This is a genomic window from Georgenia sp. Z1491, from assembly GCF_057652395.1.
This window is the reverse complement of the sequence record NZ_CM172729.1, coordinates 1,890,773-1,915,093: the sequence shown is the minus strand read 5'-3', so window position 1 is coordinate 1,915,093 and position 24,321 is coordinate 1,890,773. Positions and strand designations below refer to the sequence as shown.

Genomic DNA, 24,321 nt, shown 5'->3' with positions numbered 1-24,321 from the left:
CTCTCTCGTCGGTGGCGGGTCAGACGGACCTGAGTGCGGACACGATGGCGTCCGTGGACGCCAGCGCGGCCCGCTCGAGGATCTTGGAGATGCTCGGCGAGGACTCGCTGCCGTGCACGCGGGTGACCGGGGCGTCGAGCCAGTCGAAGAAGCGGCGCTGGATCTCGTCGCTCAGCCAGCCCCCGTAGGAGGTGCCGATCGGCCCCTGCTCCACGATGACGACGCGGTTGGTCTTGCGGATCGACTCGCCGATCGTGCTCCAGTCGATGCTCGCCATGTCGAGCCAGCGCAGGTCGATGACCTCGCCGTCGACCCCGGCGGTCTCGACGGCCTCGAGCGCCCGGCGGACCATCGACAGGTAGCTGATGACCGTGACGTCGGACCCGGTGCGCCGCACGGCGGCCTGGCCCACCGGGAGGCAGAAGTCGAGGTCGTCGACGGGCGCGGGCCCCTCGGTCTTGTACAGGTCGGCGTCGTGCTCGAGCACCGCGACCGGATCCTTGAGGCGCATCGCGCTGTTGAGCAGCCCGACGTACTCCAGCGGAGTCGACGGCGCGATGATCCGCCAGCCGACCGACGTGGCGAGAATGCCGGCGGGGTCCATCGAGTGCTGCGACCCGTAGCCGGTGCCCGTGCCGATCTTGATGCGCATGAGCAGCGGCATGTCGTGGTCGCCGCCGAACATGTGGCGGGCCTTGCCGATCTGGTTGAAGATCTGGTCGGCCGCGACCCAGATGAAGTCGGCGTACATGAGCTCGACGACCGGGTAGTAGCGACCGTCCAGCGCAACGCCGCCGCCGAGGCCCGTGAAGGCGGCCTCGCTGATCGGGGTCCCGAGCACGCGGTCGGGGAAGTCGGTGGCCAGGCCCTTCGTGGCGCCGCGGGACCCTCCGTTGAGCTTGTGGACGTCCTCGCCGAGCACCATGATCGACTCGTCCTCGGACATCCGCCGGTGCATGACCTCGGCGACGACCTCGACGAACTTGCGGTCCTCGACCTCGTCGGGGCCGAAGTCGGCGGTCTCGCGCACCTTGGCCGACCCGAGGTCCTCCGGGCCGCGGATGCCGACGTCGATGAAGTCCGTGTCCGGCCACAGCTCGGGCCGGATGCGCTGCGTGCCCGGCTTGCCGTCCGGGTCGGGCTCGACGAGCTCGGCGGAGATCTCGGCCATCGTGCTCTTGGCGCTCGACCGGAGGGCCGCGGTCTCGTCCTCGGTGAGGATGCCGCGGCGCAGCAGCTGGGCGTCCATCTGCCGGATCGGGTCGCGGTCCTTCCAGTGGGTCTCCTCCTCCTTCGAGCGATACCCGAAGGCGCTGCCCGGGAACGGGCCGTTCTGGTGGAAGTGCCGGTAGGTGTCGACCTCGATGACCGTGGGGCCGCCGCCGGAGCGCATGACCTCGAGGGCCTCCTGCATGGCCAGGTAGACGGCGACGGTGTCCATGCCGTCGACCTTCCAGCTGGGGATGCCGAAGCCGGGGCCGCGCCCGGAGAGCCGGGGCTCGCCGGTGGCCTCCTCGGCCGTGGTCGAGACGGCGTACTGGTTGTTCTCGATGAAGAAGCACACCGGGAGCTTCCACGCGGCGGCCAGGTTGAGCGTCTCGAGCACGGAGCCGATGTTGACTGCGCCGTCGCCGAAGTAGGTGACGGACACGTTGTCGGAGCCCGCGTGCTTGTTCGCCCAGGCGAACCCGGAGGCGAAGGGGACGGCGCCGCCGACGATGGCGTTGGTGCCCATCGCGCCGGCCTCCTTCCACTGCAGGTGCATCGACCCGCCGCGCCCGCGGCAGTAGCCCTGCGCGAGGCCGGCGATCTCGGCGAGGCTGCGGCGCAGCACGGTGCGGATGTCGTCCGGGACGCCGTCGCGCAGGTCGAACCCGTCGGGACGCACGAAACCGAACGCCTTGGCGAGGAACTGGTGGTGGCCCCGGTGCGAGCCGTTGATGTGGTCGGCGCCCACGAGCGGGAAGATCGAGCCGACGGCCCCGCCCTCCTGGCCGATGCTGGAGTGCGCCGGACCGTTGATGAGCTTCTGCCCCGCGAGGTCCAGCACCTCCTCCTCGAAGGCCCGCACGAGGTGGAGCTGGGTCGCCATCGCGACCAGGACGTCCGGGTCGATCGCGTCCCAGTCGTCGTCCGTGCTGGTCAGCTCGACCCAGTCGACCGAAGGCTCGAGAGCTGTCTTCTTTGGCATGGTGCACTCTTCTCGATCTGCTCGTGGTGCCGTCGTTGGCCGGTCGCACGCCGCCGCCTGGCCGTAGCATGGCGTTCCGAGGAGGCCCGTGGAACCGGGTCGCCCCGGCACCGCGGCCGCCTCGGTCGCGAGCGCGACATTACCTTCACTATACATCTCTAGACAAGTTGTAAGGAGTGCGTGACGCTTGACCTGTAAGGACACGTCCTGCCCGGCCGTCGTGGGCCGTAGAACTGGAACCGAGAGATGACCGAGACCCTCAGCCGTACCGGCCCCATCCCGATGTACGTGCAGCTGACGAACATCCTGCGCGAGAAGATCGAGGCCGGCGAGTGGCAGTCCAACGAGAAGATCCCGTCGGAGAACGAGCTCAACAGGCTGTACGGGATCTCCCGGATGACGGCCCGCCAGGTGCTCGCCCAGCTCGTCAACGAGGGCCTGCTCTTCCGCGTCCAGGGCAAGGGGACGTTCGTGGCGCCGAGCAAGATCGCCACGCGCTCGCCGTCCTACAAGGGCATCCGCGAACAGCTCGAGCAGATGGGGTACACGACCAGCACCCGCCTGCTCAGCGAGGAGCTCGTCGTCGCCGACCGCCACCTCGCCGAGCGGCTCGCCCTGCCCGACGGCGCCCCGGTGCACAAGATCCGCCGGCTGCGCACGGTCGACGACGAGCCCATCAGCCTCCACGAGTCCTACATCCCCCAGCGCCTGGCCGAGGACCTCCTCGAGCACGACGCCGCCCAGCAGCAGCTGTGCGTCATCCTCGAGCAGCACTACGACCTGGTCATGGGGCGCATCGTCGAGACGCTGGAGTCCGGGACGCCGAGCCCGGCCGACGCGAAGCTGCTCGGCGTGGGGCGCAACGCTCCCCTGCTCGTGCTGCGCCAGGAGATCTCCACGCCGTCGGGCCAGCGGTTCGAGTACTCCAAGGTCACGTTCCGCGGCGACAAGGTGCGGCTCACCTTCGAGTACGAGATCTGACCCCCATCTCGCCCGACCGCCTCAGGGGGCGAGGAGCAGCGCCTCGAGGGAGGCGACGTCGACGACCCCGAGGTTGAGCACGTCCGCGCCCGCACGCACGGCGGTCGCGTCGTCCGGCTCGCCCAGGTGGTCGACGACGACAGAGGCCGCGGGGAAGTCGTCGTCGCGCGTGAAGTGGCTGAGCGTGACGACGTGGGTGAGTCCCGCGGCTGCGGCGGCCTTGGCGCCCGCCTCGGAGTCCTCGACGACGACGGCCTCGCCGCGCTCGACCCCGAGCTCGCGCACGGCGAGCTCGTAGATGTCCGGCGCGGGCTTCTTCGCGGGCACGACGTCCCCGGCCCACACGCCGTCGACGCGCGCGTAGAGGTCCTCCCCGACGACGGACCGCAGGACGGCGCGCACGCTCTTCTCGGCCGAGGTCGAGGCGACGGCGACCTTCCAACCGGCGTCGAGCGCCTCCCCGATGAGGCGGCGCACGCCCGGCCGGCCGGGCAGCGCCCCGGCCTCGACGAGCTCGACGTAGATCTCGCTCTTGCGCCGGTGCGCGGCGGCGACCGTCTCGTCGACGTCCGGCGCGGACGCGACGTCCAGCTCGGGGTGCTCGGCGAGGTAGGCGCGCATGCGCTCCTTGCCGCCGCCGACCTTGAGCAGCCGCGCGTACTCCTCGGCGCTCCAGCGGAAGGGCAGGCCCAGCTCCTCGAAGGTCTGGTTGAAGGCGACGAGGTGACCGTCGAGCTCGGTGTCGGCGAGGACGCCGTCGCAGTCCAGGATCAGCGCGCGGGCCATCACGCGGCCCTCCCCGCGGAGCGGAAGATCTCGGCGTGCTCGGTGAGGACCTTCGCCACGTCCTCGGCGATCGCGGCGAAGAGCTTGACCGGCTCCCACTTGCCCGTGCGCTCGCACTCGGCGAGGTGCGCCTGCGCGCCCTTCATGTAGGCGAGCTTGAGCGCCGTGGAGATGTTGATCTTGGCCACGCCGGCGTCGATGAACGCGTGGAAGTCCGCCTCGGTCAGGCCCGTGCCGCCGTGCAGGACGATCGGCACCTCGGTCTTCGAGACGAGCTCGGCGGCCCGGTCGACGCGCAGCTCCGGGGACGCCGTGTACAGGCCGTGGGCGGTGCCGAGCTGCGGGGCCAGGGTGTCGACCCCGGTGTCCTCGGCGACCTCGATCAGCTGGTCGACCGTGTAGGCGTGCACGGCCTCGTCGGAGCCGACGCCGTCCTCGACCCCGATGATGTTCTCGATCTCCGACTCGACGGCGACGCCGGCCGCGTGCGCCTCGGCGACGACCTCCGTCGTCTCCGCCCAGGCGGTCTCCAGGGGGCGGTCCGAGGCGTCGAACAGGACGGAGTCCCAGCCGTGCCGGATGCACTCGGTGATGACCGCGCGGTCCGGGCAGTGATCGAGGTGCAGGGAGACCGGGACCGACACGTTGCGCGCCGCGGCGTGCGCGGCGAAGGCGAGCTGCTCGGCGCCGATGAGCTTCACGGTCTTCACCGACGTCTGGAGGATGACGGGCGAGCCGACGGACTCGGCCGCGTCGACCACGGCGCGGATCGAGTGGTCGTCGACGATGTTGACCGCGGGGACCGCGTACCCGCCCTCGCGGGCGGCCCGCACGAGATCGAGCGTCTTGGCGATGGTCATTGGAGTTCCTTCCCGATGGCGCCGGTGCCGGCGCGGCGTCGAGCCGACCCGAACGTTGCCCGACCTCTTGGACTATACATGTCCATACAACTCTGTGGCACCGTTTCGCACCGCCGGGTCAGGGGCTCGGGGCGCTCGCCCGCACCTCGTCCACGCTCGCGAGGAACTGGGCGGGGTCGAGCCCCCCGCGCCCCAGGAAGATCCCGTCCGGCTCCTGCGCGCGGTTCCGGGCCGCGGCGACGATGTCGGCGTACGTCCCGGGCACGGCCGAACCCCCGTAGACGATCCGGAACGAGGACACGGTCGCCTCCAGGACCCCGCGCAGCGCCTCGACCGTGGCGGCGACGTGCTGCGCGGGGGCCGGCTCGGGCTGGCCGATCGCCCACGTGGGCTCGTAGGCGGCGATCACCTCGGCGCCGTCGGGCAGGCCGCCGAAGTAGGTGGCGACCTGCTCGGTGAGTGCGGGGACCGGGTCGTCGTCGCGGGTGGTCTCCCCGCACACGAGGATCGGGACGATGCCGGCGTCGACGGCCGCCTCGATCTTCGCCCGCACGACCTGCTCGGACTCCCCCAGGTGACGGCGCCGTTCGGGGTGGCCGACCATCGTGTAGCGCGAACCGAGCGCCGCGAGGAGCTCCGCAGTGACCTCGCCCGTGTACGGCCCGGCGGGGAAGGCCGAGACGTCCTGGGTGCCGATCTCGGTGCCCAGCGGTCCGAGCGCGTCCCGGAAACGCTCGACGAGCGGGAACGGCACGCAGATGTAGGTCCCCTCCCCCGCACCCCGACGTATCCCCAGGCCCCGTGCCACGGTCTCGATCCATGCCTCGGCCTGCTCGAGCGTGAGGTAGCTCTTCGAGCTGAAACCGGTCAGTCTCTCGGGAAGCACGGGTCGGGTCCTTTCGGGCGGGACGACGGGTGGGAGGAAGGGGCCTCGGTCAGCTGACGAGCGCCTCGGCGATGACGTCGACGACGATGCCCGCGGAGACGGCGCCGGGGTCCGGCGTGCCCACGGAGCGGTCGGCGAGCGGGCGTGCGCGGCCGATCCTCGGCCGCATCGGCGCGGTCTGCTCGGCGAGCTGCCGGGCCTGGACGGCGGCCCGGGACCAGGCGGATCCCGGGTTGGCGCCGTCGGCGACGGCCTTCTCGAAGGCATCGACGACGGGCACGACGACGTCGACCATCGTCTTGTCGCCGAGCTCGGCCCCGCCGACCCGCAGGAGCGCGTCGGAGGCGGCGCGCAGGGCGGCGACGGCGTCGTCCGAGGCGGGCGCGCCGGTGTCGCTCAGGCTGCCGCCGGCGGCGAGGATCATCGCACCCCACAGGGCGCCGGAGGTGCCGCCCGCGTCGTCGGACCACGCCTGCCCGGCGCGGGTGATCACCGTGCTCAGGCCGGCGCCGGCCTCGGACGCGGCCCGGGCGGCGGCGAGGGCCGAGGTCGCGCCGCGCGACATGCCGATGCCGTGGTCGCCGTCCCCGGCGACGGCGTCGAGACGGCCGAGCTCGTCGGACTCCCGTCGCAGGCGATCGGCGATGGCCGAGATGGCGTCGACGGCGACCGCCCCGGCGGCGCGGGAGGCGTCGTCGGACTCGGGGATCGCGGCCACCTCGTCCTCGGCGACGGCGCGCTCCTCCTCGCTGAGCACCTCGTGCTGCGCCATCGACCCGAGCTTGAGCGCGGGGGTGTCGACGGGGGCGAGCCAGAACTTCTCGAGCTCGTCGTCGAGCCAGACGAGGGTGAGCGAGACGCCGCCCATGTCCAGCGAGGTGACGAGCTCGCCGACCACCTGGTCGACGATCGTCACGCCGGCCTCCTCCAGGGCGTCGCGCACCCCGTTGTAGGTGACGAACAGCTCCTCGTACTTCGCCGTCCCGAGCCCGTTGAGCAGGGCGACGACCCGGCCGTCCGCCCCCTCGGGGCGTTCCTTGAGCAGCTCGGTGACGAGCAGGCGGGCGACCTCGTCGGCGGTGCCCATGTCCATCTCGTCGATGCCGGGCTCGCCGTGGACGCCGAGGCCGAGGGACAGGCGCCCCTCGGGGACGCTGAACAGGGGTTCCTTCGAGCCGGGCAGGGTGCAGCCCGAGTAGGCGACGCCGAGCGTGCGCGTCGCCTCGTTGGCCTTGTCGAACACGCGGCACACGCCGTCGAAGTCCAGGCCCGCCTCGGCCGCGGCTCCGGTGATCTTGAAGACGGGGACGAAGCCGGAGATGCCCCGGCGCCTGGACTTCTCGTCGGGCCCGGCCGAGGCGACGTCGTCGGTGAGCACGAGCACGCTGGCCTGGTGCCCCTCGGCCTTGAGCTGCTCGACGGCCGCCCCGAAGTGCAGGACGTCGCCGGCGTAGTTGCCGAAGCAGATCACCGTCCCGCCGCCGTGGTCGGCGGCCTTGGCGACGCTCACGGCCTGGGAGGCGGACGGGGAGGAGAAGATGTTGCCGGTCACGGCACCGTCGGCCATGCCCGGGCCGACCCAGCCCATGAAGGCCGGGTAGTGGCCGGTGCCGCCGCCGACGAGCACGGAGACCTTGCCGGGGGTCGACCGCGTGGCGCGGGCGACGCCGCCGGGGACCGCGCGCACGTGGCGGCTGTTCGCGGAGACGAACCCGGAGACCAGCTCGCGGGGGAAGTCGTCGGGGTTGTTCACAAGCTTCGTCATCGTCAGTCCTTCGGTGAGGGGTGGCCGGGCGTCGATGCCCGAGGGCCGGGTCGTGGAAGCTGGGTCCTGGAGGCTGCGCGGCGGGGGCGCGGTGCAGCGGGTGGGAACGGACGGTCGGGCTACGCACCACCCCCGGCCCGTGCGGCGCGGTCGAGGACGGCGTCGAGAAGGTCGTCGTCCCACGCGTCGTTCATGACGAGCAGGTCCGCGAGCGTGACGCGGTTGCGCATGAACGGCAGGGCGGAGAGGACCCAGCGGGCGCGCTCGGGCGCGACGGCCGGCTCGAGCTCGCCGAACCGGGTGGGCGCGCCCCACGCGCGCAGTGTGGCCGCCACCTCCTCCGGCGGTCGCAGCAGCGCGCGGAGCCGATCGAGGAACGCGTCGTCGAGCGGGCGTCGCGTCGCCCGGCCCTGCTCCCAGGCCGCGACCTTCTCCCCCACCGAGGCCCGGCAGGTCGCACCCAGGCGGCCCGTCGGGTCGACCACGCGCCACGTGCGCTCGACCCGGTGCTCGACGTCGTCGGGGAAGGCCGTCGCGTCGTCGATCCGCACGAGGTCGCGCTCGAGGGCCTCCTGCCACAGGGCCGTGGACAGGACCGTGGCGACACCGACCTGCCGGCCGTGCAGGTCGTGCGGGGCGTCGGCGGCCATCGCCGCCATGTCGAGGATGTGGCTCGTCAGGTGCTCGCAGCCCGAGAGCGGTGCGGTGCTGCCGACGACCCCGATCGACAGGCCCCCGTAGGTCAGGGCGTCGACGAGCGCGGTCATCGACCCGTCGGCCGACCGGCCCGTGCGGAGGTCCGCGACGGCGCCGAGCAGGTCCGCGAGCACCGCCGGGTCGGCGGGCCCGCCGGCGCCGAGCCGGGCGGCGAGCACCCAGTCGGCGACCGAGGAGGCCACGGCCACGGCGTCGCCGACGCCGGCCCCGACGAGCAGGTCGGGCGAGTGTTCGAGCGCGCCGGCATCGACGAGCAGCGCGTTCGGCCACCGGGTCGGCACCGTCGACTTCGCCCCGCCGCGCACGAGCACGCTCAGCGGGTCGGCGTATCCGTTGACGGACGGCGCCGACTGCACGGCGACGAGCGGGACCCCGGTCGGCGTCGCGGCCTTCGCGAGATCGGTGACGGTGCCGGAGCCGACCGACACCACGGCGCCGGCACCGGCGAGCGCGGCAGCCGCCTCGTCGACGGTGGACTCGTCGAGGACGACGCCGTGCGGCCCCGTGCACGGCGTCGCCCGCGCGACGTCGTACCCGGCGCGGCGGACGGCTGCCACCGCGATCTCCAGGAGGTCGCCGTCGCCGGTGGGTTTGGGCACCGTGTCGGCCAGCACCGCCACCGTGCCCCGGGCCCCGAGCGCGGCGAGCACCTCGCCGGCCCGGGCACCCGCGTCGACCCCGTACTCGAGGTGCTCGAGCTCGCCGCCCGAGGCGGCGGCCGCGACCTCTCGCCTGTGCTGTGCCGTCACGAGACCTCGAGGGCGGTGACGTCCTGCAGGTCGTCCCACAGTGGCTGGAGCGCCTCGCGGGTGCGCCGGTAGAGGGCGAAGTACCGGTCGTACACCGCGGTCTTCGCGCGGTCGGGCTCGTAGGTCCGGACGATCGTCACCGTGGCGTCGACTCCCGCCGCATAGCTCTCGAAGACACCGGACCCGACGCCGGCGACGATCGCCGCCCCCTTGGCGCCGAACTCCGTGCCCGCGGGGACCACGATCCGGCGACCGAGGACGTCGGCGAAGATCTGGCACCAGGACTCGGAGTTCGCCCCGCCTCCGGCCATCCGCACCGTCTCGACGGTGGTGGGGATCGAGTCAAGACAGTCGCGGATGCCGTAGGCGACGCCCTCGTAGACGGCACGGAGCATGTCGTGCCGGGTGTGCGAGCCGCGCAGCCCGAAGAAGGAGCCGCGTGCGCTGGGCTTGACGAACGGCGCCCGCTCACCGCCCGGCGCGAGGTACCCGTGGAAGATGAGGCCGCGCGCCCCGACGGGGGTGTCGGCGAGGACGTCGTCGAGGTACTCGAACAGCTCCATGCCGCGGGTGCGCGCCTCGAGCCGGAGGACGTTGCCGGGCTCGTCGAGGAACCAGTCGAGGTTCGGGGTGCAGAAGTTCATGCCCATCGACCGGATCCACGTGTCCGGGCTGTGCGGGATCACCCAGCCGGAGTCGGCCGGTGCGAACCCGTTCTCGAGGGAGTCGGTGGCGACGGTGACGATGCCGGCGGTCCCGATGACGGCCATGCAGTCACCGGGCCGGGCCACGCCGACCCCGAGCGACGAGGCGGTGATGTCCATCTGGCCCTTGTAGACGGGGGTGCCCGCGACGAGCCCGGTCTGGCCGGCGGCCTGCGTCGTCACCTCACCCGCGAGGTCGGTCGCGGCCTTGATCGGGGGCAGGACGTCCTTGATGCCGTCGATGCCCCACGTCCGCAGCACGTGGTCGGACCACGTCCGCGTGCGGACGTCGATGCCGGCGAGGCTCGCGTCGGAGGCGTCGGTCGACACGTCTCCCGTGAGGTTGTACTCGACCCAGTCCTTGCACCACAGCTGCGTGGCTCCCTCGAGGATCTCCGGCTCGTTCTCCAGTCGCCAGCGCAGGATCGCCGATGCGGTACCGGCGTACGGGCCGAGCCCGCTCGTGTCGAACTGCCTGCTGACCGTGCCGTCCTCGTACCAGGTGTCGATGACCTTGCCCGTGCGCCCGTCCGTCCAGAGGATGGCGTTGCCGGCCGGCCTGCCGTCCTTGCCGATCAGCCAGCTGCCGTCCCCCTGACCGGTGACCGACACGGCCACGATCTCCTGCGGACGGACGGACGAGCCGGTGATGGCGTCCCGGATGGCCTTGGCGGCGGCCGCCCAGACCGTGTCCATGTCCTCCTCGGCCCTGTCCGGGTCCGGCGAGATGATCGGGACGTTGCCCGCACCTCGGCTCATCTCCGTCCCGGTCTCGTTGAACACGGCAGCCTTGATGACAGACGTCCCGGCATCGATGCCGAGCAGGTATCTGGACATGTGCCCTCCACGGTGAGTGCTGATTCGTCAGCGAATCGTGGGTGGACCGTATCGCCTCATGTCCGTACTTGTCTACGCATGTCTGGCAGACCGGACCCGACGCCTCACCGTCGGGCCGGAACCTCGATCGTGCCGTCGTCCGTCACCGGGAAGAACGGGTTGAACGCGACCTCCCACAGGTGCCCGTCCGGGTCCGCGAAGTAGCCCGAGTAGCCGCCCCACTCCACCAGCTCGGGCTCCTTGACGAGGCGGGCGCCGACGCCGGTCGCGTGCGCGAGCGCGGCGTCCACCTCCTCGGCAGAGTTGACGTTGATCGCGAGGGTGACACCGCGGTAGGGCGGGGGCGGACCGGCGGGGATGCCGACGTCGGCGGCGAGGTCCTCGTAGCCGAACAGGCCCACCCACGTGCCCGATGTACGGAACCAGGTGATGACCGCATCGTTGTCCCCGCGCTGCTCCCACCCGAGTGCGCGGTAGAACGCGATGCTCCGCGCGAGGTCGGCGACACCGAGGGTGACGATGACGAAGTTGGCCGGGATGCTCATGCGGTCAGCCTCCACCCGTCGCGCCCGCGGCACAACGGTGTCGGCGCTGATCCGTAGCCTCCGCGGGAGGGGCCGACGCCGGATCTCCCGGAGGGGTCGTGGGCGACCCGACCTCCGCCGCTATGACGGCGGCCTGATCTCACTGCGCAGGAAGTCCTTCTGCCGGTCGTTCAGGTCGCGTTCGGCCAGGTCGAGGATGACCTGCAGCTGCTCCTCGGTCAGCGACGGCAGTCCGGCGGCGACCTCGCCGACCAGTGACTGTGCCTGCGACATGAGCTCGCGGAGCTCGCCGTCGGAGGTGGCCTCGTCGATGGCGTCGAAGCGCTCCTGCAGGGCCACCAGCTCCGACCGCACCTGCGGGTCGAGCAGTGCATCGGTGAGAACCTCGGTCTGCGGATGCTCCCGGAGGAGATGGGCGACCACGACGGTCACCGGGATGTCGGCGGGCGTCAGGCTCAGAGCTGCTGCTGTCCTCGAGAGCCCGACGTGGTGTCCGGCGCGTGCCCGGGCCAGCCGATCGCGTTGTTCGGTCAGGGCCGCGATCTTTGCCTCCAGGCCCGCGGGCGTGTCAGATGGTTTGTGTAAGGGGTGGGGTCAGCGTTCGAAGGAGAACATGCTGTGACCATGACCAAGGAGAGTCCGGAGCGTGCGGAACGCAGACGGCGGCAGAAGGAGATCGCGGACGGTCTGAAGGGCTCTGGAGCGTTGGACGACATCTTCGCCAAGATCGATGCCGGCGAGCCGCTCACGGGTGAGCAGGGCCTGCTCGGCGGGATGCTCAAGGCCGCGCTCGAGCGGGGTCTGGGTGCCGAGCTGACCGAGCACGTGGGCTACGACCGTGGCGACGCGGACGCTGCCGAGCACCCGAACTCGCGTAACGGGACCAGCCCGAAGACCGTGGCGACCCAGATCGGGGACGTCGATCTGGCCGTCCCCCGGGACCGGGACGGGACGTTCACGCCGATGCTGGTGCCCAAGGGGCAGCGCCGTCTCGATGGCCTGGACGGCATGATCATCAGCCTCTACGCAGGCGGGATGACGTTGCGGGACGTCGAGCACCACCTCGCGACCACGATCGGCACCGAGATCAGTTACGAGACGATCTCCAAGGTCGTGGACCAGATCAGCGAGGAGGTCCTGGCCTGGCAGCACCGCCCGTTGGAGGCGCTGTATCCGGTGATCTACCTCGACGCGATCGTGGTCAAGATCCGCGATGGCGGACACGTGCGCAACAGGTCCGCCCATCTCGCCATCGGCGTCGACATGGACGGGATCAAGCACGTCCTGGGTATCTGGGTCCAGGCCAGCGAGGGAGCGAAGTTCTGGGCCGGCGTCTGCGCCGAGCTGGCCAACAGGGGCGTGCGTGACGTGCTGATCGTGTGCTGCGACGGGCTCACGGGGTTCCCCGAGGCCGTCGAAGCGACCTGGCCCCAGGCGACCGTGCAGACCTGCGTGGTCCACCTGATCCGGGCCGCGACGAGGTTCGTGAACTACAAGGACCGTAAGGCTCTGACGGCCGCGCTGCGGCCGATATACCAGGCGCCCAGCGCTGAGGCCGCCCTGGAGGTGCTGGAGGCCTTCGAGGCCAGCGAGCTCGGCCGTCGCTACCCCTCGGCGGTCAAGACGTTCCGCGCCGCGTGGGAGCGGTTCACCCCGTTCCTGGCGTTCCCGCCCGAACTCAGGCGGGTCATCTACACGACCAACGCGATCGAGTCGCTGAACTACCAGCTCCGCAAGGTCACCAAGAACCGGGGCCATTTCCCCAACGACGCCGCGGCAGTGAAGCTGCTGTGGCTGGCGATCTGCAACATCGAGGACAAAAGAGCGCGCGAGCGAGCCAAGGAACGAGGACGACCCGCCGCCGAGCGACGAGCCTCGGGCCGGCTCGTCGAGGGCGCTGTCACCACGAACTGGAAGACGGCCCTCCAACAGCTCTCACTGGTCTACCCCGACCGAATCAACCCCCACCTCTGACCCGGCCCCCTTACACAGACAACTTGACAGGCTCGGGCCCGCGCCGCCTCGTCCAGCTCCTCCTCGGTGGAGGAGGAACCGGGCTCAGCCGCCAGGACTCCGGCCTGCGCCAGCGACAGACCGGAGCTCGTCAGCTGGCTGATCCTCAGCAGGGCCACCAGATGATCCGCGGTGTAGTCCCGATATCCGTTGGACCCACGCGGCGGCTCCTCCAGCGCGCCCATCTGGTGGTAGTAGCGGACGGCCCGGACCGTCACCCCCGCGAGCTCGGCCAGTTCTGAGATGCGCATCAGGGTGAAGCGTGCCCTAGTCGGCGGATGCTCGGACTCAGCAGGGTCGCGGCGGCCGCGCCGATCCACACAAGGACGAGCGTCGTCGTGGCCACGTGCAGGGTGCCGATCTCGATGAGCACAGCAGCCATGCCGATCCCCACCGACGGAACGAGGGTCATGATGGCGTTCTGGCCGCCCAGCACCTTCCCGCGCTGGGCATCTACGACGTTCTCCACGAACGTCAGCCCGACGACGGCGTTCATGCAGCCACCGCCCAGGCCAACGATCGCAGCTCCGGCGAAGACCGACCACACCGGCCCCAGAACACCGACGACGACGAAGCCCACGGCGACGACGGTGACACCGGCGGTGAACCACCCCCGGCGCGGGATCCTGGCGCCGAACCAGGCAAAGAGTCCGCCGCCGACGAGCAGGCCCCCGGCCAGCGCGCTGAGCACGAACCCGACGAACCCGGCCTCACCCTGGAACGCGAAGTGCACCGGTATCACCATGCCTTGCAGGGCAGCGAGCACGACCGCCAGCGCCAGACCCAGCAGGACGACGACGCGCAGGAGCGGTGTGCGGAAGATGACCACCAGGCCGGAGAAGACGGACCTGGGGGCCTCGGGCTCGGAATCGTCCTGCGGTGCACGATCCTCCTGCTCTGCACGCGGAAGTCGAGTTGACCGGGAGGGGATGACGAGGGTCAGCAGGGCTGCCGATGCTGCGATGCCCGAGGTGACCCACATGACCGCCACGGGCTCCAGGGAGGCCACGAGGATGCCGGCGATGGCGGGGCCGACCAGCAGCGAGACCCCTGCCAGGGACTCCCGCAGGCCGATCAGCCGTGACGGGTCCATCCCTGCGGCCTGGGCGACGGCGGGGAGCATGGCCTCCCGCGCGGTGATGCCGGGAACGTCACCGAAGGAGTTCAGCACCGCCACGGCGATGAACCAGCCCAGGTGCAGTCCGACGGTGAGTTCGATGACGGGCAGGATGACCAGCGCTACGGCCGAGATCACGTCGGAGAGGATCGCGACGGTGCGGCGGTTGATCCGGTCCATGAGCGAGCCCATCAACAGCCCGGCGACGGCGGACGGCACCGCCGCCGCGATGGCAACGGCTCCGGCCCCCATCGGACTGCCCGTGGTGAACAGGACCAGGAGCGGGAGTGCGATCGCGGTGATCGAGTTGCCGAGCAACGACGTGCCGAAGGCAGCCAGGTAGAAGAAGACGATCCGAATCATGCGCCGAGTCCAAACGATGACGTCGCGTCATGGTCAAGCCGCGTATGCGTTCCAGCGCGTAGCGGCGATCCGGTCGCGAACGGCCCGTGTGCGCTCGTCAGGCTCGCACCGGCTGCGGAGCCTTCGCGTCGGTAGAAACCCCTGAGGTCGTGCCCGACCCGGACATAGGTGGCTTCCACCGACGCGAACGGAGCACCGCCGGCAGAAGTCTGTGGGCACGGCGATGACCGGCAGCGACCGGTCGGCCGACCCTCGTACGTCCGCTACCGCCCGCGGTCGTACAGCCAGTGGAAGGTCTCGCCATGACATCCCGACGACAGCGCGTCGCCATCATCACCGGCTCGGACCATGAGCGGGCGATGGGCGCGGCCACACCTGTCGGCAGGTCCGGCACCGCGGACGAGGTGGCGTACGCGATCGCGTTCCTCGCCGGCGAGGGCGCGTCGTACATCACGGGTCAGCTCATCACGGTCGACGGAGCGAACTCCACCAGCGAGGAGCACGGTAGAGAGGGAAGGTACCGACAGTGATAGACGGATCCGACGAGTTCCTGCTCGCCCTCGCGAGCATCGCAGCGACCCTCGTCGGAACGTTCATCGTGGCGGTGTTCTTCTACCTCGACTCGGCGCTCCACCGGGCCCGCGGTGCCGCAGGCAGCTCGCCGGACCGGTACATCCGGGCAGGCACCCGGTGGGTGCTCATCGCGTACAGCCTGCCCCTGATCGTCCCTCTCGCCCTGGTCGGTGCGGAGCCGGTCTGGGCGACCGTCACGTGCGTGGTGTGCGCAGCGGCGCTGGTGATCGCCACCGTCGACACGTCCCGTCGAATCGTGAAGAAGGGCGCGACGAGGAGGTCTCTCGCGCTCGCCGCGAACGAGATCGTCACCTCGCTGGCCGTAGTTGCCCTGGTGGTCCTGCCGTGGATCCTCGGCGGCTGGATCCCGTCGCCGAGCGACCTCGTCCCTTCTCTCCTTCTCGCCCTCGCCATCGGCTTCACCAGCACCGCGGCGGTCATCATGTCGGTCGTCGACGCCGGGGAGACGTCGACCCCCGCTTCGCAGCCGACAGCGCTGTCGCGACGCTCCGCGACACGTCGCCGGCGACGGTCGGCGACGGCTCACCTCGTGCGCTGATCGGCCAGCACGGCGTTCCCACCCGTGAGCTGCTCGACGTGCGGCCGGGTACGGCCCGACCTCCGCCACCGGTGGGCAGGCGGTTAGTGTGAAGCGACCGCACCCCCGTCTGACTCTGGAGATCGGACCTCTCATGGCCTTCAACGCAATCGCCAACATCGCCCTCCGAGGGATCCCGGGCGCCTTCATCCTCAACTCGGGCATCAGCAAGATCGGCATGGACGAGGAGACCGCCGGCTACGTGCAGGCCGAGGCCGAGAAGGGCATCCCGCAGCTGGGTTCGCTGGAGCCGACGCAGTTCGCCAAGCTGCTCAGCTACGGCGAGATCGGCGTCGGAGCGGCGCTGCTGGCGCCGTTCGTCCCCAACCGCCTGGCCGGACTCGCGCTCGGCGGCTTCTCCGCCGGCCTGCTGAGCATCTACTTCCGCGACCCGGCCAAGACCACCGACGACGGCGTGCGCCCGTCCGGCGAGGGAACGTCGCTGGCCAAGGACTCCTGGATGATGGCCATCGCCATCGCGCTCATCGCCGGGGGCTCGCGAAAGAAGGGCTGATCCCGACGAGGGGGCGGCATGTGGTCGGAGCGGCGGCGCAGGCGCCGGCCGGTCAGGACCGAGCCGGGAGACGGCAGTGCGCTGAGGCCGCACCGTCCCTGGCAGATGCTGACCCGTTCGGTCTTTCAGGTCGAGCTCACCGACGAGGACGGAGTCGCACGCGACTACGCCGTCGACGTCAGGTACTTCAGCTGGGACGGCACGGTCCACTTCTACGTGGACGGTCGACAGGAGCTGGTGTCCGAGCAGCCCACCGCCTTCCCCGTGCCCGGCGGCATCCTCGAGGTCGCGGTCGGGGCCTCCGGGCTCCGGCGGATACACCTGGTGCCCGACGACGGCGGCCAGGAGCGCACGCTGAGGCCGGTCCGGCACAGCGCGGAGTACTGGCGCGCGGTGGCCGAGCATCGGCACCCCGCCCTCAGCAGGTGGATCGGGCGCGCAGCCGTCGTGATCCTGCTGATCGGGCTGGTGCTCTTCGGGCCGCAGCTGCTCGAGGCGGTGACCCAGTGGGACGTCGTCGGCGACCGTGTCGGCACCTACACCTCGCCGATCTCGTTGCCCGCCTGGCTCAACACCACCCTGCTGATCGCCGGCACCGCGGCGTCGCTCGAGCGTGCACTCACGCTGCGCAGTCACTGGTTGATCGACCTCAAACCCTGGTGGCTCGGGTGAGGGAGTCGCGCCGGACCGGGTGGACCTCGGTCGGCCGCACACCTTGTCGTCCGGTACGCGCCGCCCGACGGCGCCGATAGGACGGTCGACTGCGTACGTTCACGGCACGAGTCTCGACAGCAGGTCCTCCAGCTGGTCGAGCTCGTCGAGCGTCAGGCCCGCGGTCGCGGCGTCATCCGCAGCGAGGACACTGTCGACGACGCCCGGCGAGACGACGGCACCGACCTGTTCGGAGGGCAGATGAGCGACGAGCGTCGCACCGCCCTGGTCGAACGGACCTACGACAAGCGCGCCGGCCACCCCGAGGAGGTCGCGTCCCTCGTCACCTTCCTGGCGTCCGACGGGGCGCGCCACCTCACCGGACAGCACATGCACGTCAACGGCGGCGCCCACACCACGCGGTGAGAGGGGGATCCCGGGCGACGCAGGTCGACCCTCGACGAGTGGGCCCGGCCGGGTTCGAACCGGCGACCTACGCGGTGTAAACGCGGCGCTCTGACCAGCTGAGCTACGGGCCCGCGCCGAAGCCTAACCGGCGCCGCGGCGCTACCCTGGCAGTGGAGGCGAGATGGCGACGAAGCCGACACTCATCAACTCGGTCGTCCGCGCGACGCACCTGCTCGACGCGCTCGGGGACGCCCGGTCGCCCCAGCCCGCCAAGAAGCTGGCCCGCGCCGTCGGGATCCCGCTGCCGACGGCCTACCACCTGCTGCGCACGCTCGTGCACGAGGGCTACGTCGAGCACACGAACGAGGGCTACGCGCTCGGCGACCAGGCGGCGGCGCTCGGCCGCGGGGCGGAGCCCCACCGTGTACGGCGCGTGCTGCGCGGGCTGCACGACGCCTTGCACGCGGCCGCCTATCTCTCGACGTACGCGGATGGCGAGGCCCTGCTCACCGAGGTCGTCGACTCGCCCGAGGCGCCACGCATCGACATGTGGGTGGCGTTCGACGAGGCCGCGCACGCCACCGCCCTCGGCAAGGCCCTGCTCACGTCGTTGCCCGACGACGACCGGCGCGAGTTCGTCGCGCGGCACACCTTCGCCGATCTCACTCCGCACACCCTCACCTCCCCGAGGGCGTTCATGGCGCAGATCGGGCGGCAGGTGCCGTTCGCCGTCGACCGGGAGGAGTACCTGCTCGGTGTCGTGTGTGTGGCCGTGCAGGTGCCCGGTCGCGCGCAGGCGGTCGCGGTGTCAGTCCCCGCGGGGCGCGCCGAGCAGGTGCTCGCGCGCATCGACGAGCTGCACCGCACGGCGGGCCTCGTCGCCCTCGCACCCTCCTGATCCTGCTCGGTCCGGACCTCCACCGCGCCGCGGCCCGCGGATTATCACCAACTGAAAACTCGGCGTTGCGACGCGCCCGGGCCAGGCCGATGGTGGGCACCAACGGCACACGAGCCAACGGAGGCACACATGTCGACGACGACGAACCCACCCCCGCAGCCGACGACGGACGAACCACCGGCCGCGGCCCCACCGCCCGACGAGGTCCGCCTCGAGCTGTTCGAGACGATGGTCCGCTCCCGCACCTACGAGGAGGCGATCCTGCGGGAGTACCACGTGGACAAGGGCCCCGGCTTCGACATCGGCAAGGGGCAGATCCCCGGCGAGATGCACCTCTCGGCCGGACAGGAGCCGGTCGCCGCCGGCATCTGTGCGCACCTCACGTCCGACGACGCCGTGACGGCACCCCACCGGCCCCACCATTTCGCGGTCGCCCACGGCGTGGACCTGAGGAGGATGACGGCGGAGATCTTCGGCCGGGAGACCGGCCTGGGACGCGGCCGTGGCGGCCACATGCATCTGTTCGACCCGGCGGTGCACTTCTCCTGCTCCGGGATCATCGCCGAGGGGTACCCGCCGGCGCTCGGAGCCGCCTTCGCGTTCCGGCGGAAGGGCACCGGCGGCATCGCGGTGGCCGTCACCGGGGAGGGCGCCGCCAACCAGGGTGCCTTCCACGAGTCGCTCAACCTCGCCGCGCTCTGGCAGCTCCCGGTCGTCTTCGTCGTCGAGGACAACGAGTGGGGCATCTCCGTGCCCCGCACGGCATCGACGTCCGTCGCGTCGAACGCCGAGCGCGCCGCCGGGTACGGCATTCCCGGGGTACGAGTGGAGGACAACGACGTCGACGCGGTGCACGCAGCGGCCGAGACCGCTGTCGCCCGCGCCCGCGCCGGAGACGGGCCGAGCCTCATCGAGGTCGCCACCGTGCGCATGTGGGGCCACTTCGAGGGCGACGCCCAGGGCTACCGCCCCGAGCTCGCCTCGGTCGCCGACCTCGACCCGATCCCCCGCTATGCCGAGCGGCTGCGGGGCGCCGGCGTCCTGGACGACGCCACGGAGGAGAGCATCCGCGCCCGGGCGAGCGAGCAGGTCGAGGATGCCGTCACGTTCGCCAAGGACAGTCCGATCCCGGACCCGGCCGAGGTCCACCGGTACGTCTTCGCCGAGGAGCAGTCATGACCGCCACCGACACCACCCAGCCCGCCACCACCCGCCGGCTCAACACGTCCAAGGCGATGGTCGAGGCCGTCGCGCAGGAGATGGACCGCGACGACACGGTGGTCTACCTCGGGGAGGACGTCGGCTCCTACGGCGGCATCTTCTCCTCCACCACCGGGCTCCTCGACCGGTTCGGCCCCGACCGCATCATCGACACCCCCATCTCCGAGACCGCGTTCATCGGTCTCGGCATCGGGGCGGCGACCGAGGGGATGCGGCCGATCGTCGAGCTGATGTTCGCCGACTTCATGGGCGTCTGCCTCGACCAGATCTACAACCACATGGCCAAGATCCGGTACTTCTCGGGCGGCCACGTCTCCGTGCCGATGGTGCTGGCGACGGCCGTCGGCGGCGGCTACTCCGACGGAGGCCAGCACTCCCAGTGCCTGTGGGGCACGTTCGCCCACCTGCCGGGCATGAAGGTCGTCGTCCCCTCGACCCCCGCCGACGCCAAGGGTCTGATGACGTCGGCCATCCGCGACGACGACCCCGTGGTCTTCATGTACCACAAGGGAATCATGGGCCTGCCCTGGATGAAGAAGAACTCCCGGTCGATCGGCGACGTCCCCGCCGGCGAGCACCTCGTGCCGATCGGACGGGCGAACGTCGTCAAGGAGGGCAGCGACGTCACCGTCGTCACCCTGTCACTGTCGGTCCACCACGCCCTCGACGTCGCGGAGAAGCTCGAGGGCGAGGGGATCAGCGCCGAGGTGCTCGACCTGCGCTCGCTCGTACCGCTGGACCGCGAGGCGATCCTCGCCTCGGTCGGGAGGACGGGGCGGCTCGTCGTCGTCGACGAGGACTACCTCTCGTTCGGGCTCTCGGGCGAGGTCTCGGCGACGATCACCGACGAGGACCCGCGGCTCCTGACGGCGCCGGTGCAGCGCGTGACGATGCCGGACATCCCCATCCCCTACGCCCACGACCTCGAGTACGCGGTGCTCCCCCTGCACGCGCGCATCGAGGACGCGATCCGCAGGGTCGTGGCATGAGGGAGGTGCTCTTCCCCCGGGTCGACGAGGACGACCCCAGCGCCGAGGGTGTGGTCGCCACGTGGTACTCCTCCGACGGCGAGCAGGTCGCCGAGGGGCAGTTGATCGCCGAGGTGCAGGTGGCCAAGGTCTCGGTCGAGGTCACCGCGCCGGCCGCAGGGGTTCTGCGCGTCGTCGCCGAGGAGGACGCCGCCGTCCACCAGGGCGACGTCATCGGTCGGATCGAGGGATAACCAGCTCGACGAACACCCGCCTCGAGGAGCTGCCACGCCGGGGCCGTCCCAGCCCCGGGGGCGTCGCCGTTCCGGGGGCCGTCCCCGCCCCGGGCGCTACTTCCCGCGGGACCGGGAGACCACCCGGGTGCCCGACCACTCGCTCCCCGCCGCGACGGCGGACGTCGCGTTCATGCCGGCGATCTGGGCGGCCTCGGAGATCTCGGCCGGGCCCACGTGCTCCGGCGAGGTCGGCTTGGGCGTGAGCACCCAGATGGTGCCGCCGTCGTCGAGGTTGGCCTGGGCGTCGACGAGCAGGTCGGTCAGGTCCCCCTCCTCGGTGTCCGACCTGCGCCACCAGATGATGGCGCCGTCGCACACGTCGGAGTGGTTCTCGTCGACGAGCTCGGTGCCCGTGTGCTTCTCGACGGCCTCCCGCAGGCCGTCGTCGGCGTCCTCGTCCCACCAGAACTCCTGGACGACCTGGCCGGGCGCGAACGCTCCGGCGACTGCCTCGTACGCACTGGCGTGCACAGCCCGACTACTCCTCCCCGGGCTGACGCCCGAACGATGCGCCCCCGGGGTCCCGGAGGTCGCTGCGGACGCCCCGCGAGCGCGCGACGTCACCCCGCACGGTATCGGGCATCTCACCTCATCGGGTACAGGCGGGAAGTTGGGCCCGCCCACACGGGGCGGCCTACGATGGTGTGGCCCATATGCAGGCGCCGGAGGCCTCGGCGCACACACCCGGGAAGTGAGATGACGTGACTGCCACTGATCACGGACGGCCGCTGATCGACGGCCTGCTGAGCCAGGTACCGGACATCGACAAGGACGAGACCGCCGAATGGCTCGAGTCCCTGGACGGCCTCATCGACGACCGCGGGGGACCCCGCGCCCGCTACATCCTGCTCAACCTGCTGCGCCACGCCCGGCGTCGCGACATCGCCGTCCCCGGCAACCTCACCACGCCGCACGTCAACACCATCGGCGTCGAGGACGAGCCGTACTTCCCCGGCGACGAGCACGTCGAGCGCACCTACCGCGGCTGGATCCGCTGGAACGCCGCCGTCATGGTGGCGCGGGCGCAGAAGCCGGACGTCGCCGTCGGCGGCCACCTGTCCTCCTACGCGTCCGTGGCGACCCTCTACGAGGTGGGCCTCAACCACTTCTTCCGGGGCAAGGACCACCCGGGCGGCGGCGACCAGATCTTCTGGCAGGGCCACGCCTCGCCGGGCAACTACGCCCGCGCCTACGTCGAGGGTCGCCTGACCGAGGCCGACATGGACGGCTTCCGCCAGGAGTACAGCCACCGTGAGGACGGCCGGGGTCTGCCCAGCTACCCGCACCCGCACCAGATGCCGGACTTCTGGGAGTTCCCCACGGTCTCGATGGGCCTGGGCCCCTCCGGTGCGATCTACCAGGCGTGGTTCAACCGCTACCTGGCCGAGCGCGGCATCAAGGACACCTCCGACCAGCGGGTGTGGGCGTTCCTCGGCGACGGAGAGATGGACGAGCCCGAGTCGCGCGGCATGCTCCAGCTCGCCGCCCACCAGGGCCTGGACAACCTCACGTTCGTCGTCAACTGCAACCTGCAGCGCCTCGACGGACCGGTGCGCGGCAACAGCCAGATCATCCGCGAGCTCGAGTCGTTCTTCCGCGGCGCCGGCTGGAACGTCATCAAGGTCGTGTGGGGCCGCGAGTGGGACGCTCTGCTGCAGGCCGACAAGGACCGCGCGCTGGTCAACCTCATGGACTCGACCAACGACGGCGACTACCAGACCTTCAAGGCGAACGACGGCGCGTACGTCCGCGAGCACTTCTTCGGCCGTGACCCGCGCACCAAGGCGCTGGTGAAGGACATGACGGACGACGAGATCTGGGCGCTCAAGCGCGGCGGGCACGACTACCGCAAGATCTTCGCCGCCTACACGGCCGCCACGAAGCACACCGGCCAGCCGACGGTGATCCTCGCGCACACGGTCAAGGGCTACGGCCTCGGCCCGCACTTCGCCGGTCGCAACGCCACGCACCAGATGAAGAAGATGCAGGTCGCGGACCTGAAGATGCTGCGCGACTCGGTGAAGATCCCGATCAGCGACGAGCAGCTCGAGGACCCGTACGACGCGCCGTACTACCGCCCCGACGAGGACGACCCGACGCTGCAGTACATGCTCGAGCGCAGGCGCGAGCTCGGCGGGTTCGTCCCGGAGCGCCGGGAGCCGGAGCCCTCCCTGGAGATGCCCGGGGACAAGCCGTTCGAGGTTCTCGCCAAGGGCTCGGGCAAGCAGGAGGTCGCCACGACGATGGCGTTCGTCCGGCTGCTCAAGGAGCTCATCAAGGACAAGGGCTTGGGCCGCCACATCGTCCCGATCATCCCGGACGAGGCCCGCACGTTCGGCCTGGACTCGATCTTCCCGACGGCGAAGATCTTCAACACCTCCGGTCAGAACTACACGCCGGTCGACGCCGAGCTCATGCTCTCCTACAAGGAGTCCGAGCAGGGCCAGATCATGCACACGGGCATCAACGAGGCCGGCTCGGCGTCGCTGCTGCAGGCCGTGGGCACCTCGCACGCGACGCACGGCGTGCCGATGATCCCGGTCTACATCTTCTACTCGATGTTCGGCTTCCAGCGCACCGGTGACCAGTTCTGGGCCGCGGGCGACCAGCTGGCCCGGGGCTTCGTCATCGGCGCCACCGCGGGCCGGACGACGCTCGCCGGCGAGGGCACCCAGCACATGGACGGGCACTCCCCCGTGCTGGCGTCGACCAACCCCGCGTTCGTGCACTACGACCCCGCGTACGGCTACGAGATCCGGCACATCGTCCGCGACGGCCTGACCCGCATGTACGGCGAGGACGAGCGCGACCCGAACGTCCTGTACTACCTCACGGTGTACAACGAGCCGCTCGTCCAGCCGGCCGAGCCCGACGACGTCGACGTGGAGGGCATCCTCAAGGGCATCCACCGGGTCTCGCCGGCCGAGGGTGACGGGCCCTGGGTCCAGCTGCTCGCCTCCGGCGTTGGCGTGCCGTGGGCGCTGCACGCCAAGGAGATCCTCGCCGAGGACTGGGGCGTGCGCGCCGGCGTCTGGTCCGTGACGAGCTGGTACGAGCTGCGCCGCGAGGCCCTCGAGGTCGAGAAGCACAACTTCCTCAACCCCGAGGACCAGAAGGTCGCGTACCTGACCACCAAGCTCGAGGACGCCGGGGGCCCGTTCGTGGCCACCTCGGACTACGAGCACCAGGTGCAGGACTCGATCCGCCAGTGGGTGCCCGGCGACTACCACACGCTCGGGGCGGACGGCTTCGGCTACTCCGACACCCGGCCGGCCGCGCGCCGGCAGTTCCTCATCGACTCCCACTCGATGGTGGTCAAGGCGCTGCAGGCCCTCGTCAAGCAGGGGTCGATGGACGGCTCCGTGGTGCGCGAGGCGATCGAGAAGTACGACCTGCTCAACCCGCGGGCCGGCCAGTCCGGCACCGCCGGCGGCGACTCCTGACGCACGCTCAGCACACCAACGGGAGGGGCGCCCGGCCGACCTGGCCGGGAGCCCCTCCCGTCGTTGCGCACCCCCTTCGTCGAGCGTGCGGTTTCCGGTCGTCGAGCGTGCGGTTTCCGGTCGTCGAGCGTGCGGTTTCCGGTCATCGAGCGTGCGGTTGGCGCTGGTCGAGAGTGCGGTCGGTCGAACCGCGCTCGCTGTGGGAGCGGTGGTGCGACCTGGTGATGCCTGCTGGCA

24 protein-coding genes and 1 tRNA gene are annotated in these 24,321 nt (G+C 71.0%); 12 read left to right on the top strand and 13 right to left on the bottom strand.

Annotation, left to right across the window (positions count from 1 at the left end; translation table 11 throughout):
- Positions 1–19 precede the first annotated feature (19 nt).
- The gene (locus tag AC24HA_RS08925; protein WP_425708957.1) at positions 20–2,191 is read right to left on the bottom strand and encodes an alpha-ketoacid dehydrogenase subunit alpha/beta; all 2,172 of its coding nucleotides are present in this window, start codon (positions 2,189–2,191) and stop codon (positions 20–22) included.
- Positions 2,192–2,437: 246 nt separating this feature from the next.
- On the opposite strand from AC24HA_RS08925, the gene AC24HA_RS08920 reads away from it, so the two are divergent.
- Entirely contained in the window at positions 2,438–3,172 is a 735-nt protein-coding gene (locus AC24HA_RS08920) for a GntR family transcriptional regulator (RefSeq protein WP_425708958.1), read from the top strand.
- Between the two features lie 21 nt (positions 3,173–3,193).
- Here the strand turns inward: AC24HA_RS08920 and AC24HA_RS08915 are convergent, their stop codons facing one another.
- The 8 genes from AC24HA_RS08915 to AC24HA_RS08880 form a co-directional block, all read right to left on the bottom strand.
- Positions 3,194–3,958: an HAD-IA family hydrolase gene (locus tag AC24HA_RS08915; protein ID WP_425708959.1), complete on the bottom strand. Its 765-nt coding sequence runs from the start codon at positions 3,956–3,958 to the stop codon at positions 3,194–3,196.
- On the bottom strand, positions 3,958–4,818 hold the full coding sequence (locus AC24HA_RS08910; RefSeq protein WP_425708960.1) for a class II fructose-bisphosphate aldolase: 861 nt from the start codon (positions 4,816–4,818) through the stop codon (positions 3,958–3,960). Before AC24HA_RS08910 ends, AC24HA_RS08915 begins: the two co-directional genes overlap by 1 nt.
- 118 nt (positions 4,819–4,936) lie before the next feature.
- Complete coding sequence (locus AC24HA_RS08905; protein WP_425708961.1) at positions 4,937–5,704, bottom strand: triose-phosphate isomerase family protein; 768 nt, start codon at positions 5,702–5,704, stop codon at positions 4,937–4,939.
- A gap of 49 nt (positions 5,705–5,753) precedes the next feature.
- Positions 5,754–7,469, bottom strand: coding sequence for a dihydroxyacetone kinase family protein (locus tag AC24HA_RS08900; RefSeq protein WP_425708962.1), 1,716 nt, complete (start codon positions 7,467–7,469; stop codon positions 5,754–5,756).
- A 119-nt stretch (positions 7,470–7,588) separates the two neighbouring features.
- Positions 7,589–8,935: an iron-containing alcohol dehydrogenase gene (locus AC24HA_RS08895; RefSeq protein ID WP_425708963.1), complete on the bottom strand. Its 1,347-nt coding sequence runs from the start codon at positions 8,933–8,935 to the stop codon at positions 7,589–7,591.
- Positions 8,932–10,476 (bottom strand): FGGY family carbohydrate kinase, encoded by a 1,545-nt coding sequence (locus tag AC24HA_RS08890; RefSeq protein WP_425708964.1) that lies wholly within the window; start codon positions 10,474–10,476, stop codon positions 8,932–8,934. The genes AC24HA_RS08895 and AC24HA_RS08890 overlap by 4 nt, the downstream gene beginning before the upstream one ends.
- Before the next feature lie 104 nt (positions 10,477–10,580).
- The gene (locus AC24HA_RS08885; RefSeq protein ID WP_425708965.1) at positions 10,581–11,021 is read right to left on the bottom strand and encodes a VOC family protein; all 441 of its coding nucleotides are present in this window, start codon (positions 11,019–11,021) and stop codon (positions 10,581–10,583) included.
- Positions 11,022–11,141: 120 nt separating this feature from the next.
- Positions 11,142–11,453, bottom strand: a complete 312-nt coding sequence (locus tag AC24HA_RS08880; protein WP_425708966.1) for a hypothetical protein — start codon at positions 11,451–11,453, stop codon at positions 11,142–11,144.
- Between the two features lie 192 nt (positions 11,454–11,645).
- On the opposite strand from AC24HA_RS08880, the gene AC24HA_RS08875 reads away from it, so the two are divergent.
- Positions 11,646–12,995, top strand: coding sequence for an IS256 family transposase (locus AC24HA_RS08875; RefSeq protein ID WP_463649307.1), 1,350 nt, complete (start codon positions 11,646–11,648; stop codon positions 12,993–12,995).
- Here the strand turns inward: AC24HA_RS08875 and AC24HA_RS08870 are convergent.
- Positions 12,965–13,285 (bottom strand): MerR family transcriptional regulator, encoded by a 321-nt coding sequence (locus AC24HA_RS08870; protein WP_425710240.1) that lies wholly within the window; start codon positions 13,283–13,285, stop codon positions 12,965–12,967. The genes AC24HA_RS08875 and AC24HA_RS08870 overlap by 31 nt on opposite strands.
- On the bottom strand, positions 13,285–14,514 hold the full coding sequence (locus AC24HA_RS08865) for an MFS transporter (RefSeq protein ID WP_425710239.1): 1,230 nt from the start codon (positions 14,512–14,514) through the stop codon (positions 13,285–13,287). The genes AC24HA_RS08870 and AC24HA_RS08865 overlap by 1 nt, the downstream gene beginning before the upstream one ends.
- A gap of 302 nt (positions 14,515–14,816) precedes the next feature.
- Between AC24HA_RS08865 and AC24HA_RS08860 the strand changes: the two genes are divergently transcribed.
- From AC24HA_RS08860 to AC24HA_RS08840, 5 genes are all read left to right on the top strand, one after another.
- Positions 14,817–15,044, top strand: a complete 228-nt coding sequence (locus AC24HA_RS08860) for an SDR family oxidoreductase (protein WP_425710238.1) — start codon at positions 14,817–14,819, stop codon at positions 15,042–15,044.
- A complete protein-coding gene (locus AC24HA_RS08855) occupies positions 15,041–15,646 on the top strand; it encodes a hypothetical protein (RefSeq protein ID WP_425710237.1) in 606 nt (201 codons plus the stop codon). The genes AC24HA_RS08860 and AC24HA_RS08855 overlap by 4 nt, the downstream gene beginning before the upstream one ends.
- 133 nt (positions 15,647–15,779) lie before the next feature.
- Positions 15,780–16,199, top strand: coding sequence for a hypothetical protein (locus AC24HA_RS08850; protein ID WP_425710236.1), 420 nt, complete (start codon positions 15,780–15,782; stop codon positions 16,197–16,199).
- Positions 16,200–16,304: 105 nt separating this feature from the next.
- Positions 16,305–16,871 carry a hypothetical protein gene (locus AC24HA_RS08845; RefSeq protein WP_425710235.1) on the top strand — a complete coding sequence of 189 codons (567 nt, stop codon included), beginning with the start codon at positions 16,305–16,307 and terminating at the stop codon, positions 16,869–16,871.
- A gap of 240 nt (positions 16,872–17,111) precedes the next feature.
- Positions 17,112–17,276 carry an SDR family oxidoreductase gene (locus AC24HA_RS08840; protein ID WP_425710234.1) on the top strand — a complete coding sequence of 55 codons (165 nt, stop codon included), beginning with the start codon at positions 17,112–17,114 and terminating at the stop codon, positions 17,274–17,276.
- 39 nt (positions 17,277–17,315) lie between these two features.
- On the opposite strand, the gene AC24HA_RS08835 is transcribed toward AC24HA_RS08840, so the two are convergent.
- Positions 17,316–17,389, bottom strand: a tRNA-Val gene (locus AC24HA_RS08835).
- Positions 17,390–17,439: 50 nt separating this feature from the next.
- On the opposite strand from AC24HA_RS08835, the gene AC24HA_RS08830 reads away from it, so the two are divergent.
- The 4 genes from AC24HA_RS08830 to AC24HA_RS08815 all read left to right on the top strand — a co-directional run bounded on the left by AC24HA_RS08830 (position 17,440) and on the right by AC24HA_RS08815 (position 20,599).
- Positions 17,440–18,156, top strand: a complete 717-nt coding sequence (locus AC24HA_RS08830; protein WP_425710233.1) for an IclR family transcriptional regulator — start codon at positions 17,440–17,442, stop codon at positions 18,154–18,156.
- 228 nt (positions 18,157–18,384) lie between these two features.
- Positions 18,385–19,335 carry a thiamine pyrophosphate-dependent dehydrogenase E1 component subunit alpha gene (locus tag AC24HA_RS08825; protein WP_463648784.1) on the top strand — a complete coding sequence of 317 codons (951 nt, stop codon included), beginning with the start codon at positions 18,385–18,387 and terminating at the stop codon, positions 19,333–19,335.
- Complete coding sequence (locus AC24HA_RS08820; RefSeq protein ID WP_425710231.1) at positions 19,332–20,366, top strand: alpha-ketoacid dehydrogenase subunit beta; 1,035 nt, start codon at positions 19,332–19,334, stop codon at positions 20,364–20,366. Before AC24HA_RS08825 ends, AC24HA_RS08820 begins: the two co-directional genes overlap by 4 nt.
- Entirely contained in the window at positions 20,363–20,599 is a 237-nt protein-coding gene (locus AC24HA_RS08815) for a biotin/lipoyl-containing protein (RefSeq protein ID WP_425710230.1), read from the top strand. The genes AC24HA_RS08820 and AC24HA_RS08815 overlap by 4 nt, the downstream gene beginning before the upstream one ends.
- A 96-nt stretch (positions 20,600–20,695) precedes the next feature.
- Here the strand turns inward: AC24HA_RS08815 and AC24HA_RS08810 are convergent, their stop codons facing one another.
- Positions 20,696–21,112, bottom strand: a complete 417-nt coding sequence (locus AC24HA_RS08810) for a DUF3052 domain-containing protein (protein ID WP_425710229.1) — start codon at positions 21,110–21,112, stop codon at positions 20,696–20,698.
- A gap of 230 nt (positions 21,113–21,342) precedes the next feature.
- Here AC24HA_RS08810 and aceE point away from each other — a divergent pair, with 230 nt between their 5' ends.
- Positions 21,343–24,084, top strand: a complete 2,742-nt coding sequence (gene aceE, locus AC24HA_RS08805) for a pyruvate dehydrogenase (acetyl-transferring), homodimeric type (protein WP_425710228.1) — start codon at positions 21,343–21,345, stop codon at positions 24,082–24,084.
- The last annotated feature ends 237 nt before the right edge of the window (positions 24,085–24,321 follow it).